Raw genomic sequence first — 15706 nt, 5'->3', positions numbered from 1 at the left:
CGACGTGTCCCGTACCGCACCCGCCGTCCCGGCCGTCCTGAGCGCCCTGCTCGCCGTCACCCTCACGGCGTGCGGCGGGGTCGACGGCACCCCCGGCGGCCCGGGCGTGCGCGACCCCTACTTCCCCAAGGCCGGCAACGGCGGCTACGACGTGAGGCACTACGCCCTCGACCTCTCCTACGACCCCGCCGCGCGGCACCTCGCCGGCACCGCCGAGATCACCGCGCGCGCCGGCCAGGACCTGTCCGCCTTCGACCTGGACCTGACCGGTCTGGACGTCGAACGGGTCGAGGTGGAGGGCCGCCCCGCCCGCTTCAGCCGCAACGGCCAGGAACTGATCGTGCGGCCGCACGACGAACTCGACGCCGGCGAGACCTTCCGGACCGTCGTCCGCTATTCCGGCAGCCCCCGGACCGTGACCGACCCCGACGGCTCCGAGGAGGGCTGGCTGCGCCCCGCCGGGGGCGGGGCGCTCGCGCTGGGCGAGCCGACCGGGTCCATGGCGTGGTTCCCCGGCAACCACCACCCCTCCGACAAGGCGGCCTACGACATCAGGGTGAGCGTGCCGGAGGGGACCGAGGTGGTGTCCAACGGGGAGCTCGCCGGACGGCGCGCCACCGGCGGCCGTACAACCTTCCACTGGCGTACGGCGGAACCCATGGCCACGTATCTGGCCACCCTCGCCATCGGCGACTACACCGTCCACCGGTCCACCGTGCGCACGGCGGCGGGGCGTGACCTGCCCGTCCTGTCCGCCGTCGTCCCCGAGCAGGCCGGGCCCGCCCGCAAGGCGCTGGCGCGGCTGCCGGAGATCGTGCGGTGGGGCGAGGACACCTTCGGCCCCTACCCCTTCTCCTCCACCGGGGTGATCGTCGCCGGCGAGGGGGACGCCGGGTACGCCCTGGAGACGCAGAACCGGCCCGTCTTCCCCGGCGCCCCCGGCACCGAGCTGCTGGTGCACGAGCTGGCCCACCAGTGGTTCGGCGACTCGGTGACGCCCGAGAGCTGGCGGGACATGTGGCTGAACGAGGGCTTCGCGACGTACGCGGAGTGGCTGTGGGAGGAGGAGCACGGCGGCGACAGCGCGCAGCAGACCTTCGACGCGCTCTACGACCACGGCGAGGACGAGTACGAGGACCTGTGGTCCTTCCCGCCCGCCGAGCCGCCCGGCGCCGCCCACATCTCCGACGAGCCCGTCTACTCGCGCGGCGCGATGGTGCTCCACAAGATCCGGCAGACCGTCGGCGACGACGACTTCCGGGACCTCGTACGAGGCTGGGCGGCGAAGCACCGCCATGGCAACGCGGACACCGACGACTTCACGTCCTATGTGGAACGGACGGCGCCCGACAAGGACTTCACGCCGGTCTGGCGGGACTGGCTGTACGGGGACGGCAAACCCGAGCGTCCCTGACAGCCCGCGGGCCGGACCCCGGTGCCGTCAGCCCGTCCGCTCCAGGTCCCACCGGATCGCGGCCGACGCGGTCGGCGGGACGAGTCGAGCCGGCGCCGACCGGTGTCCCGCGGGAGACACCCCTGGGGCGTCCCGTCCATGGCGGGTCAGGTGTCCCCGCCCTCGCCGTACGCGGCCAGCAGCCGGGCCAGGTCCGGCGGCCACAGCGGCTCGGGGGGCGCGACGAGTTCGGCGGCGGTCCACCAGCGCCAGCCGAGGATGTCGCCGGCCGGGTCGAGGTGCGGGCCCGTCGGCTCACGGCGCGGGCTCAGCGCCAGATAGATGTGCTCCCGGCGGCGGATGGCGATGCCCTGGTGGGTGAAATCGTGGTCCCAGGTGGCCAGCAGCGGGCCCGGCTCCAGGTCCGTCCAGCCGGTCTCCGCGCGCAGTTCGCGCACGGCGGCCTCGCGGGGGCTCTCCCCGCCGGCCGGGGCGCCGCCGGGGAGGGCCCAGTGCGGGCCGGCCTCGTCGTCGGCGTAGCGGAACAGGAACACCGCGCCGGTGGGGTCGAGCACGGCCACGCGGGCGCCGTCGAGCACGGCCCGTGGAGGACCGGGCAGAGACTTGCGCAGGACCGTGCAGGGCCGGCCGTGCTCGCGGTCCCTGCCGTGGCCGATCGCCTCGTAGCCGAGGGACGTCCAGAAGGCGAGGGCGGCGGCGTTGCCGTCGAGGACCGCGAGGCGGACGCCGGTGCGGCCCTCGGCGCGCAGGCGCTCCTCCACGAGGGTGGCGAGCCGGGTGCCATGGCCCTGACGCTGGGCCGAGGCGTCCACCATCAGCAGCCCGATCCAGGGGTCGGGGTCCTTGGGGTCGGGGTGCCGGGCCAGGGTGATCACGACGCCGACCAGCCGTCCGGCGCTGCGGGCGAGCAGGACCTCCGCCCCCGGCACCGCCAGCTCGTCGGCCAGGGCCGCCGCGACCTGCTCCGGCCGGATGTCGTCCGGGTCGGGGAAGTCGCCGCTGAGTGCCTGGAACGCGCGGTTGGAGGCGTACAGCGCGGTCAGCTCGGTCAGGAGCAGACCCGGGATGTCGTGGTCGGGGGTCAGCCGGAGGGGGGCGAGGATCACGGGGGCAACCTATCGGAGAGGCCGTCAGGCCTCCCGGTACCGCGGCCCCCCGGCGGGGCCGGGGGGCCGGGCCGGTGCGGGGGACCGTCAGACGTTGACGCCGAAGTCCTGCGCGATGCCGACGAGGCCCGAGGCGTAACCCTGGCCGACGGCACGGAACTTCCACTCCGCGCCGTTGCGGTACAGCTCGCCGAAGACCATGGCGGTCTCGGTCGCGGCGTCCTCCGACAGGTCGTAGCGGGCGATCTCGGCGCCGCCGGCCTGGTTGACGATGCGGATGTAGGCGTTGCGCACCTGGCCGAAGTTCTGCGAGCGGTTCTCCGCGTCGTAGATGGAGACCGGGAACACGATCTTGTCGATGTCGGCGGGCAGACCGGCCAGGTTGACGTTGATCGCCTCGTCGTCGCCCTCGCCCTCGCCCGTGCGGTTGTCACCGGTGTGCACAATCGTGCTGTCCGGGGTCTGCTTGTTGTTGAAGAAGACGAAGTGGGCGTCCGAGTAGACCTTGCCCTGGGGGTTGACCGCGATCGCCGAGGCGTCGAGGTCGAAGTCCGTGCCGGTGGTGGTGCGGACGTCCCAGCCGAGACCCACGGTGACGGCGGTCAGGCCCGGAGCCTCCTTGGTGAGCGAGACGTTGCCACCCTTGGACAGGCTTACAGCCATTGTTGGGAGTCCCTTCCCTCGTTGCGGTACGGCTAGAAGCTACAGCTACCCCTATGAACGCCGGGGGCGGTACCGCAGTTCCAGGTGTCTTTACTTTCTTTGCCAAAGAGCGCCCGGAGGGGGCATCCGCCGCCGATATTCGCGTGACGTGGACGGGACAGGCGCGGGACCATGGACGGCATGTCCGGTCCCCATGTCATCCGCGGCTCCGTCTCCCTCCCGGAGGCCGAGCTCATGTGGCGTTTCTCGCGGTCGAGCGGCCCCGGGGGCCAGCACGTCAACACCAGTGACTCGCAGGTCGAGCTGCGGTTCGACCTCGCGGCGACCGAGGCGCTGCCCGAGGTGTGGAAGCGCCGGGCGCTGGAGCGGCTGGCCGGCCGGCTGGTCGACGGCGTCCTGACCGTACGGGCCTCCGAACACCGCTCCCAGTGGCGCAACCGCGAGACCGCCGCCGTACGGATGGCCTCGCTCCTCGCCGAGGCGACGGCCCCGCCGCCCAAGCCGCGCCGGCCGACCCGCGTCCCGCGCGGGATCAACGAGCGGCGCCTGCGGGAGAAGAAGCAGCGGGCGCAGACCAAGCGGGGGCGGTCCGGGCGGGACTGGACCTAGCGGGAGGGGGCCGTGGTCAGGTCCAGCACGCCCACCGTCTGGTCGCCGGAGGTCTCCCCGGTCGTGCGGAAGCCCAGGCCGAGGTAGAAGCCCTCCGGGCCGTCCGGTCCGGGGTGCCAGGTGACGTACAGCTCGCGGCCGCCGCGGCGGCGGATCTCGGCGGCCACGCTCGCGACCGCGAACCGGCCGTAGCCCCGGCCCTGCTCGCGCGCGTCGATGTTCAGCCGCCACAGCCCCGAGCGGCGCACGCTGCCGCCGTCGCCGCGCCAGTCGATGTGGAGGAAGGCCATCAGGAAGCCGACCGGGCGCTCCCCGTCCATGATCAGCCGCGGCCAGGCCACGCCCGCGGGGTGGACGTACGCCTCGGCGAGCGACTCCACGACGGGGGTGACCGCGTGTTCCTGGTCGGGGCGGACCCGTATGCCCGTCGCGGACTCGAGATTTCCAGGTGTGATCTTTTCGAGTCGCGGCGAGGAAGTCGGCGGTGTCATCCCGGGAGGGTAAGCCGGGCGATCTTCGGGGGCACGGGAATTTCTTCTGCCGCGGCCGCTCATCGCGGGATGAGATCACCTCAACTGCCGGTAACGGCCTCGGAAATACGTCAGCGGGCCGCCGTCCGGACTCGGCAGCGAGGCCGTCAGGACCCGGCCGATGACCAGCGTGTGGTCGCCGGCCGTCACACGCTGCTCGGTGCGGCACTCCAGCGTGGCGAGCGCGCCGCCCACCAGCGGGGCGCCCGACTCGATGCCGCGGGTGTACGGGATGTCGGCGAAGAGCAGCCGGTCGCTGACCCGGCCCTTCATGGCGAAGCGGCCCGCGATGTGCCGCTGGCTCTCGGCGAGGACGGAGACCGCCCACAGCGGCTGCTCGTCGAGCAGGTCGTCCATGCGGGAGCCCTCCCGCAGGCTGACCAGCACCAACGGCGGGTCCAGCGACACGGACAGGAACGCGGTGGCCGTCATCCCGACGTCCTCGCCGGCCGGCGCGTGCGGGTCGTCGGGGTCCAGGGGCGGCTCCAGCGCGGTCACCAGCACCACCCCCGCGGCCAGCCGCGACATGGCGGCACGGAACTCGTCGTTGCTCACTCCCTCAGCATGCATGTGGGGGCTGCGGGAGGCGGGGAGGACGGCGGTCACGGGCGGCGCGGGAGTGGTGAAGTTCGGCACGGGGAAACGCTAATGTCGGCCGGACGCGGGCACATCGGGCCTGCGGACGAGAACGGACCTAGGACTCGCGGCGTACCGTCTTCCGGGGTGATTCGCGGCACCTCCACACACGCCCCAGGTTTGCGTTCTGTAAACGCCCAGGAAAAACGCTGAAACGCCGCTCAATTGCTCACGTTTCTCTGTGACTTGAGTCACAAGAGGCATTATTTGTTGACCCTGTGTACCGAGTGGGCAGCGCGCTGTGATTCAGTGGCGGTGAACCCAGCAAGGACGATATGCCGAAGAGCACCCTTGAAGCGCTGCGAGGTCTCGGGGGGAGGGTGAGCATGGAGACCGAGTCGGAACCGTACGTCCGTCTTGCCACCCTGCGGCAACTGCATCAGGTCATGGCTGACATGAATACGGCTCGCAGCCTGGCCGACACCCTCCAGACCGTCGCCGACGGCGTCGTCAACGGCCTCGGCTACGAACTCGCCTGCGTCAACCTGGTGCGCCCCGACGGCGATCTCGTGGTCGCCGCCTTCGCCGGCAACCCGGCCGCCGAGGCCCTCATCACCGGCCGCGTCGGCTCCCGCGACTCCTGGGACCGCCGCCTGAACATGGGCGAGCACTGGGGCGACCTGGTCTTCATCCCGCACACCGAGGGCTGGGTGCTCGACGACGACGACGTCCCGCAGTGGTACACGGAGGGCCCCGCGCCCCGCTTCGAGGACGAGTGGCACCCCGCTGACCGCCTCTTCGCCCCGATGTACACGCCCGGCGTGCACGGCGGCGCGTGCGGCGAGCTGATCGGCGTCCTCTCCGTGGACCGCCCGCGCAACGGCCGGCTGCCCGGCGCCTGGGGGCGCGAGGCGCTCCAGATGTACGCGTTCCAGGCCGCCATCGCCATCAGCAACGCACGTCTACGCGCGAATATGCAGCGGGCCCTCGTCCGCCTGGAGCGCGACCAGCAGGCGCTGCGGGCCAGCGAGGAGAGCTTCCGGCAGGCCTTCGAGTACGCGCCCTCCGGCATGGCCATCGCCGAGATGGGCGGCGACCAGCACGGACGCGTCCTGCGCACCAACGACGCCCTGTGCCGGCTGCTCGGCCGCCCGGCCTCCGCGATGCGCCGCTACTCCTTCTCCGACCTGGTCCACCCCGAGGACATCGGCACCCTGCTGCGCACCTCCGCCGAGGGCGGGCGGGCCGAGCTGCGGCTCGCGCGCCGCGACGGCACCTACGTCTGGGTCTCCCTGCGCAACAGCGTCGTCGCGGACGCCGCCGACGGCCCGCGCTTCCTGCTCACCCACGTCGAGGACATCGAGGAGCGCAAGCGCCGCGAGCTCCAGCTCGCCCACCGCGCGTCCCACGACTCGCTCACCGGCCTGCCGAACTCCGCCGAGCTGCGCTCGCGCCTGTCCGCCCGGCTGTGCAAGCGCCCGGCGCACGCCGGTGCCCTGGAGTCCACGGACGCCGCCTACGGGCACCCGGCCGTCTTCGACGCCAACGGGCACGGCTTCGACTTCCCCGGCTCGGCGGCGCTGGACGCCTACGACCACCATGTGCACACCGTCGCGCCGGAGGAGTCCGAGCGCGACGACGGCACCAAGGGCCTCGCGGTGCTCTTCTGCGACCTCGACGGCTTCAAGTCGATCAACGACCGGTTCGGGCACAACGCGGGTGACGCGGTCCTCATCGAGGTGGCCCGGCGGCTGACGCGCGGCGTACGCGACGGCGACACGGTCGCCCGGCTCGGCGGCGACGAGTTCGTGATCCTCGCCGACGGGCTGGGCCGGGCCGACGCCCAGGACCTCGCCGTCCGGCTGCGCAACGAGATCATCCAGCCCATCCGGGCCGAGGGACGGGCCGTGCGCGTCGGCGCCAGTTTCGGCATCGGATGGGCACACTGCGGAATGACCGCGGACGAAGTGTTGAAGTCCGCTGACGAGCGGATGTACGTAGAGAAACGATCTCGTCCCAAACAGCACAGACGGGCGGGATGAAGTCCAGGTCGGCGAGCTGGTGCGGCGTGAGTCACCCGTTTGGGCACACAGGAGCGGGTAGGCTCGCCATTCTGACCCCATGCATCACAGCCCGCACCTGGTGAGGAGTACCAAGGGATGACGTCCGGCAACAACGGCGCCGCTACGCCCGAGGACGACGACCCGTTCGGCTACCTCTACGCCGACGGGCAGGCCAACGGCGCCCAGCCCCCCTCCGGTGCCGGTGGCTACGGCTATCCGAACGCCGTCAACCGGGTGCGTACGGTCGGCCAGCGCCAGTACGGCCAGCAGCCGGGCGCCGGGTACGGCCAGATACCGCAGCAGCAGGGCGCCTACGGCCAGCCGAACGCGCACTACGCGGCCCCGGAGACCCTGCCCGGCGGAGCGCCGACCACTCAGACGTCCTACAGCACCGGCACCGGATCCGGCGGCGGCCGCGGCCGCGGGCCCAACACGAAGGGCCTGCTGATCGGCGCCATCGCCGTCGTCGCGGCGGTCGTCATCGGCATCGGCGTGGCCATGCTGGGCGGCGACGACGACAAGGACGCCAAGGGCGACGACACCCCGGCGACCCCGACCCAGTCCCAGTCCGAGGGGTCCAAGCCGTCGGGGACGGCCGACCCCGGGGACGAGGTCGAACTGCCGAAGAGCGACGCGAAGACGCTGGCCCTCGGCGGCACCGCGGCCGCCGCGTCCGACGTCAAGGGCGCCCAGGCGGACGGCGGCGTGTACGTCACCGGCTTCAACCAGGCCGGCGCGTCGGTCACCTGGACGGTGAACGGCATCCCGAAGGGCGGCAAGTACAGCGTCTACGTCGGCTACAGCGTCCCGGGCAAGGACGGCAACGCCACCCTGACGGTCAACGGCACGCCCTCCACCGCGCCGGTCAGCCTCAAGAACTACGCGCACGCCGCCGAGGGCGACTACGAGAAGGGCTGGACCAAGACCTACAACTGGATCCAGCTCAACAAGGGCACGAACACGATCAAGGTGTCGTGCGAGGAGGGCAACCAGTGCGACGCCCTCATCGACCAGATGTGGCTCGTCAAGGGCTGGGTCAAGTCCTAGGTTCTGTCCGGCCGTCACGCGGCCGTCACGCGGCGGTGGCCTCGCCGGTCACCGCCACCCGTCCTCGCAGGTTCTCGTAGGTGCCGCGGTCGAACTCGCCGGCCACCGGGGCCACCACGCTCGCCGCGCCCAGCGCCGTCGCCCGGGCCAGGCGGTCCGGCCAGGCCAGCCCCTCGACGAGGCCCGACAGCAGGCCCGCGACCACCGCGTCACCGGCGCCCGTCGGATTGCCGCGCAGCCCGGCGGGCGGTGCGGCGCGCCAGCGGCCCTCCGGGGTGACGGCGAGCAGTCCGCCCTCCCCGAGGGAGGCCACCACCGCGCGGGCACCCCGCCGTCGCGCGTCCTGCGTCGCCCGTGACGGCTCGTGCGAGCCGGTGAGCTCGGCCAGTTCCCCGGCGTTCGGCTTCAGGACGTCCGGCCGGGCGGCGACGCCCCGGCGCAGCGCCTCCCCGCTGGTGTCGAGGAGGACGGGGACACCGGCCGCCCGCGCGTAGCGGACCAGTCCGGCGTAGGCCCCCACCGGCACCCCCGGCGGCAGGCTCCCGCACAGGGCCACCGCGGAGGCCGCGGCGAGGAGGGTGTCGTACGTCTCCTGGAAGGCGGACCATTCGGCGGGCGAGACGGTCGGGCCGGGCTCGTTCAGCTGGGTCGTGTCACCGGTGCGGTCGTCGACCACGGCGACGGTCCGCCGGGTCGGGCCCGTCACCGGCACCAGGGCGTCGATCACGCCGGGGGCGGCGGTGAGCCGCTCCCGCACCTCCCGGCCGGTCGCACCGCCCGCGAAGCCCGTGACCGTCACCTCGTGCCCGAGGGCCGCCAGGACGCGGGCCACGTTCAGGCCCTTGCCGCCGGCGCGTTCGGTCACCTCGGAGACCCGGTGGGAGGCGTGGGGACGCAGCGCCCCGACCCGGTAGGTGATGTCGAGAGCGGTGTTCAGCGTGACCGTCAGGATCACCTGGGCCGACCTCCCCCGAAGAAAATCTCGATGCGTGTGCCGCTTTCCCGCGGGATGTCCCGCGCGGGCCTCCCGATCATGCCAAAAGGGCGGCGGCCGTCACAGTCTCCCAGGACAACCGCCGCCCTCAACAGCTGCACACATCACCCCAGTTGGGGCTCAATCACCCATTCGCCCCGGCGCATCACGCCCTTGAGGTCGAAGCCGGCGTCCAGGACCACCAGGTCGGCGTCCTTGCCGGGCTCCAGGGAGCCGACGCGGTCGTAGCGGCCGAGGAGCTTCGCCGGGTTGGCCGACAGGGCCGCCACCGCGTCCCCGACCGGCAGCCGGTCGATCGTCACCGCGCGCTTGAAGGCGCGGTCCAGGGTGAGGGTCGAGCCCGCGATCGAGCCGCCCTCCACCAGGCGCGCCACGCCGTCGGCGACCTCCACCTCCAGCGGGCCGAGCATGTAGCGGCCGTCGCCGAAGCCGGCGGCGTCCATCGCGTCCGTGATGAACGCGACACGGTCCGCGCCCGCGTGACGGAACGCCAGCTCCAGGGAGGCCGGGTGCAGATGCGTTCCGTCGTTGATCAGCTCGACCGTCACCCGCTCGTCCTCCAGCAGGGCCACGATCGGGCCGGGCTCGCGGTGGCCGAGCGGGGGCATCGCGTTGAACAGGTGGGTGGCGACCGTGGCCCCCGCGTCGATCGCCTCCAGGGTCTGCTCGTAGCTGGCGTCCGTGTGCCCGATCGCGGCGATCACGCCGTGCTCGGCCAGCAGCCGGACGGAGTCGATGCCGCCCGGCAGTTCGGTGGCGAGGGTGACCATCGCCGCGTGGCCCCGGGCCGCGTCGACCAGCTTGCGGACGTCCGCCGGGTTCGGGTCGCGCAGCAGCTCCTCGGAGTGCGCGCCCTTGCGGCACGGCGAGATGAACGGCCCCTCGAAGTGGATGCCCGCGATGTCGCCCTGCTCGGCGAGCTCGGCGAGCAGCCCGGCCCGGTGGGTCAGGAAGTCCATGTCACCGGTGACGGTGGAGGCGACCAGGGTGGTGGTGCCGTGCAGCCGGTGGGTGTGGATGCCCCGCAGGACGTCCTCGGGAGTGCCCGAGGTGAAGGAGGCCCCGCCGCCACCGTGGTTGTGGATGTCCACGAAGCCGGGCACGATCCAGTGCCCGGTGAGGTCGACGCGGCGGGCGTTCTCCGGTGCGGTGCCGGCGATCCGGGTGCCGTCGACGACCACGTGGCCCTCGTCGAGCGTCCCCGTCGGCAGGACCACGCGGGCGCCGGACAGGACGAGGGGCACCGTGCCCGTCGCGGGCCGCGGGTGCGTCGTGGCGCTGTCCCGCGCCCCTGGGGGGATTGCCATCAGGCCGATTCCTCCGTGCGGTCGGTGGATGTGAGGAGATCCCAGGCCAGGAGACCGGCACCGAGGCAGCCGGCCGTGTCTCCGAGTGCCGCGGGGACGATCTCCGGCAGCTTCTGGAAGGTGACCCGCCGCCGGACCGCGTCCCGCAGGGGTGTGAACAAGGTTTCCCCCGCTTCGGCCAGGCCGCCACCGATGATCAGGGTGCGCGGGTCCAGCAGGGTGAGGGCCGTGACCAGCCCGTCGGCGAGCGCGTCCACGGCCGCCTGCCAGACGCGGACGGCGTTCGGGTCGCCGGACACGACGGCCTTGGCGCAGTCCGCCGCGTCCGCGTCCGGGTCGCCGCAGGCGGCGGTCCACGCCTCGCTGACCGCGGCCGCCGAGGCGTACCGCTCCAGGCAGCCGTGCTGCCCGCACGGGCAGGGGGCGCCGCCGGGCCGGACGACGACATGGCCGATCTCGCCGGCGAAGCCGTGCGCGCCCGCCTCGACGCGCCCGTCGATGCCGATGGCGCCGGCGATCCCGGTGCCGAGGGGCACGAACAGGAAGCGGTCGGCTCCCCGGCCCGCGCCGACGCGCCCCTCGGCGAGGCCGCCGGTGCGTACGTCGTGGCCGAGGGCGACGGGGATGCCGCCGAGCCGTTCGGTGAGCAGGTCGCGCAGCGGGAGGTCCCGCCAGCCCAGGTTGGCGGCGTACACGGCGATGCCGCGTGCGGCGTCGACGATCCCGGGGATCGCGACGCCGGCGGCGGCCGCCGGCTCGCCGAAGTGCTCTTCGCCGTAGGCGCGCAGCTCGGCGGCGAAGTCCAGGATGCCCTCGACGACCGCCTCCGGGCCGCGGGCGCGGCCGGTCGGCCGGCGTGCCTGGTGGAGCAGCTCACCGCCCGCCCCGGCCAGGGCGGCCTTCATTCCGGTGCCGCCCACGTCGAGGGCGATGACATGTCTCACGGGGGACAGTGTGGCTTGCGGACCCGCGAGAGGTCTAGTCCACTACGTGGTGTAGACCTATGCGTGCAATATGTATGAAGATTCGAAGATCGAACAGAGGCGTGGGGCGGGTGCGCGTGCAGCGGCGTGGTCGGAGGCGTACGGGAGCGGCGGCGGTGGTGTCCGCACTGGGCATGACGGCGGTGCTGGGCGGCTGCGGGGTGACCGGCGGCTCGGACGACGTCACGCTCAAGCTGGTGGCCGCCGACTACGGCGACAGCAAGGCGACCAGCTCGCGGAAGTACTGGGACACGCTCACCGAGGCCTACGAGGCGGAGCACCCCGGGGTGACCGTCGACGTCGAGGTGTACTCCTGGAACGAGGTCGACGCCAAGGTCAAGGAGATGGTCGCCGCGGGCGAGGCGCCCGACCTCGCGCAGATCGGCGCCTACGCCGACTACGCCGCGAAGGACCTGCTCCACGAGGCCGACGACCTGCTCTCCATCCCCGTGCAGGCCGACCTGGTCCCGCAGCTCGCCGAGGCGGGGCAGGTGGACGGCGTGCAGTACGGCATCCCGTTCGCGTCCTCCGCGCGGCTGCTCTTCTACAACAAGTCCCTCTTCGAGAAGGCCGGCCTGACCGCGCCGCGGACCTGGAAGGAGCTGGCGGCCGACGCCGCCGCGCTCAAGGCGCAGGGCGTGAAGTACCCGTACGCGCTGCCGCTCGGGTCCGAGGAGGCGCAGGCCGAGACCATGCAGTGGCTGCTCAGCGGCGGGGGCGGCTACACCGACCCCCAGCTCGGCACCTACAGCATCGACTCCCCGGAGAACGTCACCACCTTCACCTGGCTGAGGGACGACCTGGTCGGCAAGGGCCTCACCGGCCCCGTCGCGCCCGGCGAGCTCAACCGCGCCGACGCCTTCGCCGCCTTCGCGAGCGGTGACGTCGGCATGCTCAACGGCCACCCCTCGCTGATGCAGGCCGCCCAGAAGAAGGGCGTGAAGGTCGGCATGGTGCCCATGCCCGGCGTCGACGGCCCCACCAAGCTGTCCATGGGCGTGGCCGACTGGATGATGGCGTTCAAGCAGAACGACCACGCCGAGCAGATCGGCACGTTCCTCGACTTCGTCTACGACAAGCGGAACGTGCTGGACTTCTCCCGGCGCTACGACCTGCTCCCCGTCACCACCGCCGCGTCCGAGGTGATGGCCGGCGCCGAGGAGGACGCCGACCTCAAGCCCTTCCTGGAGCAGTTGCCGTCCTCCGAGCTCTACCCGGTCGGCCGGACCTCCTGGGCCGCGGTCAGCGCGGACGTCAAGAAGACCATCGGCTCGGCGGTCGCCTCCGGCGGCAGCCCGTCGGCGGTCCTGGCCCGGCTCCAGGCGACGGCGACCAAGCTGGACGGGGCCGAGTAGGAGCCGCTGTCGGCGGCGGGGGTTACGGTGCCAGGCATGGACCAGCACCAGGACCGGCCCGACGCCGCCCTCGCCGACCGCGAGCGGGCCGTGCTCGCTCTTGAGCGCCGGGGCTTCTCCGGCCCCGGCGCCAAGGAGCGGGCCATACGCGAGGAGCTGGGCCTGGCCCCGGTGCGCTACTACCAGCTGCTCAACGCCCTGCTGGACGACCCGCGGGCCCTGGCCCACGACCCGCTGACGGTGAACCGGCTGCGCCGGGTGCGCGAGGCGCGCCGGGCGGAGCGCTGACGGCAGGGATAGGTCCGCCGCCGCTGGATAGGGTCCCGTTATGGCCCGTCACAACGACCTGACCGACCCGCCCCCGTCCGCCGGCGCGGCCCTTCCGGAGCCGGCCACCGGACCCGGCCGGGACGGGCTCGCCGCGCTGCTCGCCCGGCCCGCCCGCGCCCTGATCGCGCTGGACTTCGACGGTACCCTCGCGCCGATCGTGCCCGACCCCGAGAAGGCGCGGGCCCATCCCGAGGCGGTGCCGGCGCTGGCCGCGCTCGCGCCCGAGGTCGCCGCCGTGGCCGTGATCACCGGCCGGCCCGCCGAGGTGGCCGTGCACCACGGCGGCTTCGCCGGGGTCGCGGGGCTGGAGCACCTGGTGGTGCTCGGGCACTACGGTGCCGAGCGCTGGGACGCCGTCAGCGGTGAGGTGTCCGCGCCCGACCCGCATCCCGGGGTCGCCGCCGTCCGCGCCGCCCTGCCCGCCCTGCTGGCGGACCACGAGGATGGCACCTGGGTCGAGGACAAGGGGCACGCGGTCGCCGTGCACACCCGCCGCGCGGCCGACCCGCAGGGCACCTTCGACGCCCTGCGCGGCCCGCTCACCGACCTCGCCGGGCGCAACGGCCTGATCGTCGAGCCGGGCCGGATGGTCCTCGAACTGCGCCCGCCCGGCATGGACAAGGGCAAGGCGCTGCGTGACCTCGCCCGCGACCTGGACGCCGAGGCGGTCCTGTACGCCGGGGACGACCTCGGCGACCTGCCCGCCTACGCCGCCGTCGACACCCTCCGCGCGGCCGGCACCCCCGGCCTCCTGGTGTGCAGCGGCAGCGAGGAGGTGACGGCGCTCTCGGAACGCGCGGACGTGGTGGTGACCGGCCCCGAGGGCGTCGTCACCCTGCTCCGCGCCCTGGCCGATCGGATCAGATCGGCCCACCCGGACAGGGACTGACCGCTCGCCGGGCCGGGGCGTCCCCGCTCTGCCGGGGCTGCGGGCGGCCTGCCTCCGCGCGCCCCGGCGTCCAGGGCCCTCGGGTCTGCCGGTGCGCGGCGGCGGGAGGATCACGACGGCCCCCGGAGCACCGGCTGACCGCCCGCCCCGCCGGGGCGTCCCCGCTCGCGGCGGAGCCGCCGGTCACCCGCGACGTGCTGCCGGCCCGCGCCGCCCGGCCCGGTGGTGTGTGGGGCAGGGGTGGGAACGTGGGGGACCGGCCGGGCACGGGCTGACAGTCGTCGGCCGGGGGCGTCCCCGCTCGCGCCCGTCCGGGGCCCCGGCGGGATTCCCGGCACCTGCGGCGGCTTGCCCGCACTGCGACGTCGACGGCCCGCTCGAGGCTCGGGCGTCAGGCCCGGTCGTCCCTCAAGGCGTTCAGCTGGTCCAGGAACCACTGGGACGGGGGCAGGGCCGTCGCGGCCGCGGCCAGGCGCTTGGAGCGTTCCGCTCGTTCCGCCGGGGGGACGGACAGCGCCTCGTGCAGGGCGCGGGCCGTGTCGACCACGTCGTACGGGTTGACCGGGACGGCGTCCTCGCCGAGTTCCTCGAAGGCGCCGGCCTCGCGGGACAGGACCAGGACGCAGCCCTCGTCGGAGACGAGCGGCACCTCCTTCGCGACCAGGTTCATGCCGTCCCGGATCGGGTTGACCAGCGCCACGTCCGCCAGCCGGTAGGCGGCCAGGGAGCGCGCGAAGTCGTCCTTGACGTGCAGCACGACCGGCGTCCAGCCGGGTGTCCCGTACCGCTCGTTGATCTCCTGGGCGACCCGCTGCACCTCGGCCGTGTACGCGCGGTAGACGGCGAGGTCCTGCCGCGAGGGGTAGGCGAAGGCGACGTGCACCACCCGTTCGCGCCACTCGGGGTGGTCGTCGAGCAGCTGCCGGTACGCCAGCAGGCCGCGCACGATGTTCTTCGACAGCTCGGTGCGGTCGACCCGCACGACGGTCCGGCGGGCCGAGCCGTCCGGGGCGGTGCCGATCTCGTCCCGCAGTGCGGTCATCCGTTCGGTCACGTCGGCCTCGTGCGACCGCGCCCGCAGGAAGTCCGCGTCCGCGCCCAGGCCGTGCACCCCGGTCCGGGTGCCGCCGAGCCCGCCGGCGAACCGCTCGCAGCACGCCTCGAAGGCGTCCGCCCAGCGCCGGGTGAGGAAGCCGAGGCGGTCCGCGCCGAGCATCCCGCCCAGCACCTGACGGGCGATGTCGTCGGGCAGCATCGCGAAGTACTCCGGCGGCGCCCACGGCGTGTGCGAGAAGTGCCCGATCCGCAGGTCCGGACGCAGCTCGCGCAGCATCCCGGGCACCAGCGTCAGGTGGTAGTCCTGCACCAGCACGGCCGCCCCGGGGGCCGCCCGCTCGGCCAGGGCCTCCGCGAAGGCGCGGTTGTAGGTCTCGTACGAGGCCCACTGCCGCCGGAACTCCGCGTCGAAGACCGGCTCCAGCGGCGTCTGGTAGAGCATGTGGTGGACGAACCACAGGACCGAGTTCGCGATGCCGTTGTAGGCGTCCGCGTGCACGTCGGCCGGGATGTCCAGCATCAGCACGCCGTCCTCGCCGACGCCGCGGCGCACCGCCTCCCGGTCGCCGTCGGAGAGCGCCGAGCACACCCACAGGGCGCCCGCGTCCGGGCCGATCGCCGACAGCCCGGAGACGACTCCGCCACCTCCCCTCTTGCTGTGCAGCGAACCGTCGTCGCGCACCTCGTACGAGACCGGGCCGCGGTTCGAGGCGACCAGTACCTTGGCAGCAGTCTGCGGGGAAGCCATACGCCTCAACCTAGCCCGGCCCGGAAACGCTCAAAC

15 protein-coding genes are annotated in these 15706 nt (G+C 73.4%); 7 read left to right on the top strand and 8 right to left on the bottom strand.

What is annotated here, in order from left to right:
* The first annotated feature begins 4 nt into the window (after positions 1–4).
* Positions 5–1414: a M1 family metallopeptidase gene (locus tag ACFRAC_RS18965; RefSeq protein WP_382925041.1), complete on the top strand. Its 1410-nt coding sequence runs from the start codon at positions 5–7 to the stop codon at positions 1412–1414.
* A gap of 146 nt (positions 1415–1560) precedes the next feature.
* Here ACFRAC_RS18965 and ACFRAC_RS18960 read toward each other — a convergent pair whose 3' ends face one another.
* Both ACFRAC_RS18960 and ACFRAC_RS18955 read right to left on the bottom strand, forming a co-directional pair.
* Positions 1561–2520, bottom strand: coding sequence for a GNAT family N-acetyltransferase (locus ACFRAC_RS18960; RefSeq protein ID WP_382925039.1), 960 nt, complete (start codon positions 2518–2520; stop codon positions 1561–1563).
* A gap of 87 nt (positions 2521–2607) precedes the next feature.
* The gene (locus ACFRAC_RS18955) at positions 2608–3183 is read right to left on the bottom strand and encodes a TerD family protein (protein ID WP_382925037.1); all 576 of its coding nucleotides are present in this window, start codon (positions 3181–3183) and stop codon (positions 2608–2610) included.
* A 171-nt stretch (positions 3184–3354) separates the two neighbouring features.
* Here ACFRAC_RS18955 and arfB point away from each other — a divergent pair, with 171 nt between their 5' ends.
* On the top strand, positions 3355–3792 hold the full coding sequence (arfB, locus tag ACFRAC_RS18950) for an alternative ribosome rescue aminoacyl-tRNA hydrolase ArfB (protein ID WP_382925035.1): 438 nt from the start codon (positions 3355–3357) through the stop codon (positions 3790–3792).
* On the opposite strand, the gene ACFRAC_RS18945 is transcribed toward arfB, so the two are convergent.
* Positions 3789–4283 carry a GNAT family N-acetyltransferase gene (locus ACFRAC_RS18945; RefSeq protein ID WP_382925033.1) on the bottom strand — a complete coding sequence of 165 codons (495 nt, stop codon included), beginning with the start codon at positions 4281–4283 and terminating at the stop codon, positions 3789–3791. The two genes, arfB and ACFRAC_RS18945, sit on opposite strands and share 4 nt — an antisense overlap.
* A 75-nt stretch (positions 4284–4358) precedes the next feature.
* Positions 4359–4892: a flavin reductase family protein gene (locus ACFRAC_RS18940; protein ID WP_382925223.1), complete on the bottom strand. Its 534-nt coding sequence runs from the start codon at positions 4890–4892 to the stop codon at positions 4359–4361.
* A gap of 392 nt (positions 4893–5284) precedes the next feature.
* Between ACFRAC_RS18940 and cdgB the strand changes: the two genes are divergently transcribed.
* On the top strand, positions 5285–6940 hold the full coding sequence (cdgB, locus tag ACFRAC_RS18935) for a diguanylate cyclase CdgB (protein WP_382925032.1): 1656 nt from the start codon (positions 5285–5287) through the stop codon (positions 6938–6940).
* Between the two features lie 117 nt (positions 6941–7057).
* Positions 7058–8008 (top strand): CBM35 domain-containing protein, encoded by a 951-nt coding sequence (locus tag ACFRAC_RS18930; protein WP_382925030.1) that lies wholly within the window; start codon positions 7058–7060, stop codon positions 8006–8008.
* A gap of 25 nt (positions 8009–8033) precedes the next feature.
* Here the strand turns inward: ACFRAC_RS18930 and ACFRAC_RS18925 are convergent, their stop codons facing one another.
* The 3 genes from ACFRAC_RS18925 to ACFRAC_RS18915 all read right to left on the bottom strand — a co-directional run bounded on the left by ACFRAC_RS18925 (position 8034) and on the right by ACFRAC_RS18915 (position 11253).
* Complete coding sequence (locus ACFRAC_RS18925; RefSeq protein ID WP_382925028.1) at positions 8034–8963, bottom strand: 1-phosphofructokinase family hexose kinase; 930 nt, start codon at positions 8961–8963, stop codon at positions 8034–8036.
* 143 nt (positions 8964–9106) lie between these two features.
* The gene (gene nagA, locus ACFRAC_RS18920) at positions 9107–10309 is read right to left on the bottom strand and encodes an N-acetylglucosamine-6-phosphate deacetylase (RefSeq protein ID WP_382925026.1); all 1203 of its coding nucleotides are present in this window, start codon (positions 10307–10309) and stop codon (positions 9107–9109) included.
* Positions 10309–11253, bottom strand: a complete 945-nt coding sequence (locus ACFRAC_RS18915; RefSeq protein WP_382925024.1) for an ROK family protein — start codon at positions 11251–11253, stop codon at positions 10309–10311. Before ACFRAC_RS18915 ends, nagA begins: the two co-directional genes overlap by 1 nt.
* A 173-nt stretch (positions 11254–11426) precedes the next feature.
* Between ACFRAC_RS18915 and ACFRAC_RS18910 the strand changes: the two genes are divergently transcribed.
* From ACFRAC_RS18910 to otsB, 3 genes are read left to right on the top strand one after another with little or no spacing between them, the layout of a single operon-like run.
* Positions 11427–12647: an extracellular solute-binding protein gene (locus tag ACFRAC_RS18910; RefSeq protein ID WP_382925221.1), complete on the top strand. Its 1221-nt coding sequence runs from the start codon at positions 11427–11429 to the stop codon at positions 12645–12647.
* Between the two features lie 36 nt (positions 12648–12683).
* On the top strand, positions 12684–12935 hold the full coding sequence (locus ACFRAC_RS18905) for a DUF3263 domain-containing protein (protein ID WP_361350276.1): 252 nt from the start codon (positions 12684–12686) through the stop codon (positions 12933–12935).
* A gap of 40 nt (positions 12936–12975) precedes the next feature.
* Positions 12976–13866 carry a trehalose-phosphatase gene (gene otsB / locus ACFRAC_RS18900; protein ID WP_382925021.1) on the top strand — a complete coding sequence of 297 codons (891 nt, stop codon included), beginning with the start codon at positions 12976–12978 and terminating at the stop codon, positions 13864–13866.
* Between the two features lie 391 nt (positions 13867–14257).
* On the opposite strand, the gene ACFRAC_RS18895 is transcribed toward otsB, so the two are convergent.
* Positions 14258–15670 (bottom strand): trehalose-6-phosphate synthase, encoded by a 1413-nt coding sequence (locus tag ACFRAC_RS18895; RefSeq protein ID WP_382925019.1) that lies wholly within the window; start codon positions 15668–15670, stop codon positions 14258–14260.
* Positions 15671–15706 lie beyond the last annotated feature (36 nt).

It is taken from the genome of Streptomyces sp. NPDC056628, from assembly GCF_042792555.1.
Classification (GTDB): domain Bacteria; phylum Actinomycetota; class Actinomycetes; order Streptomycetales; family Streptomycetaceae; genus Streptomyces.
This window is presented reverse-complemented; position numbering and strand designations above follow the sequence as displayed.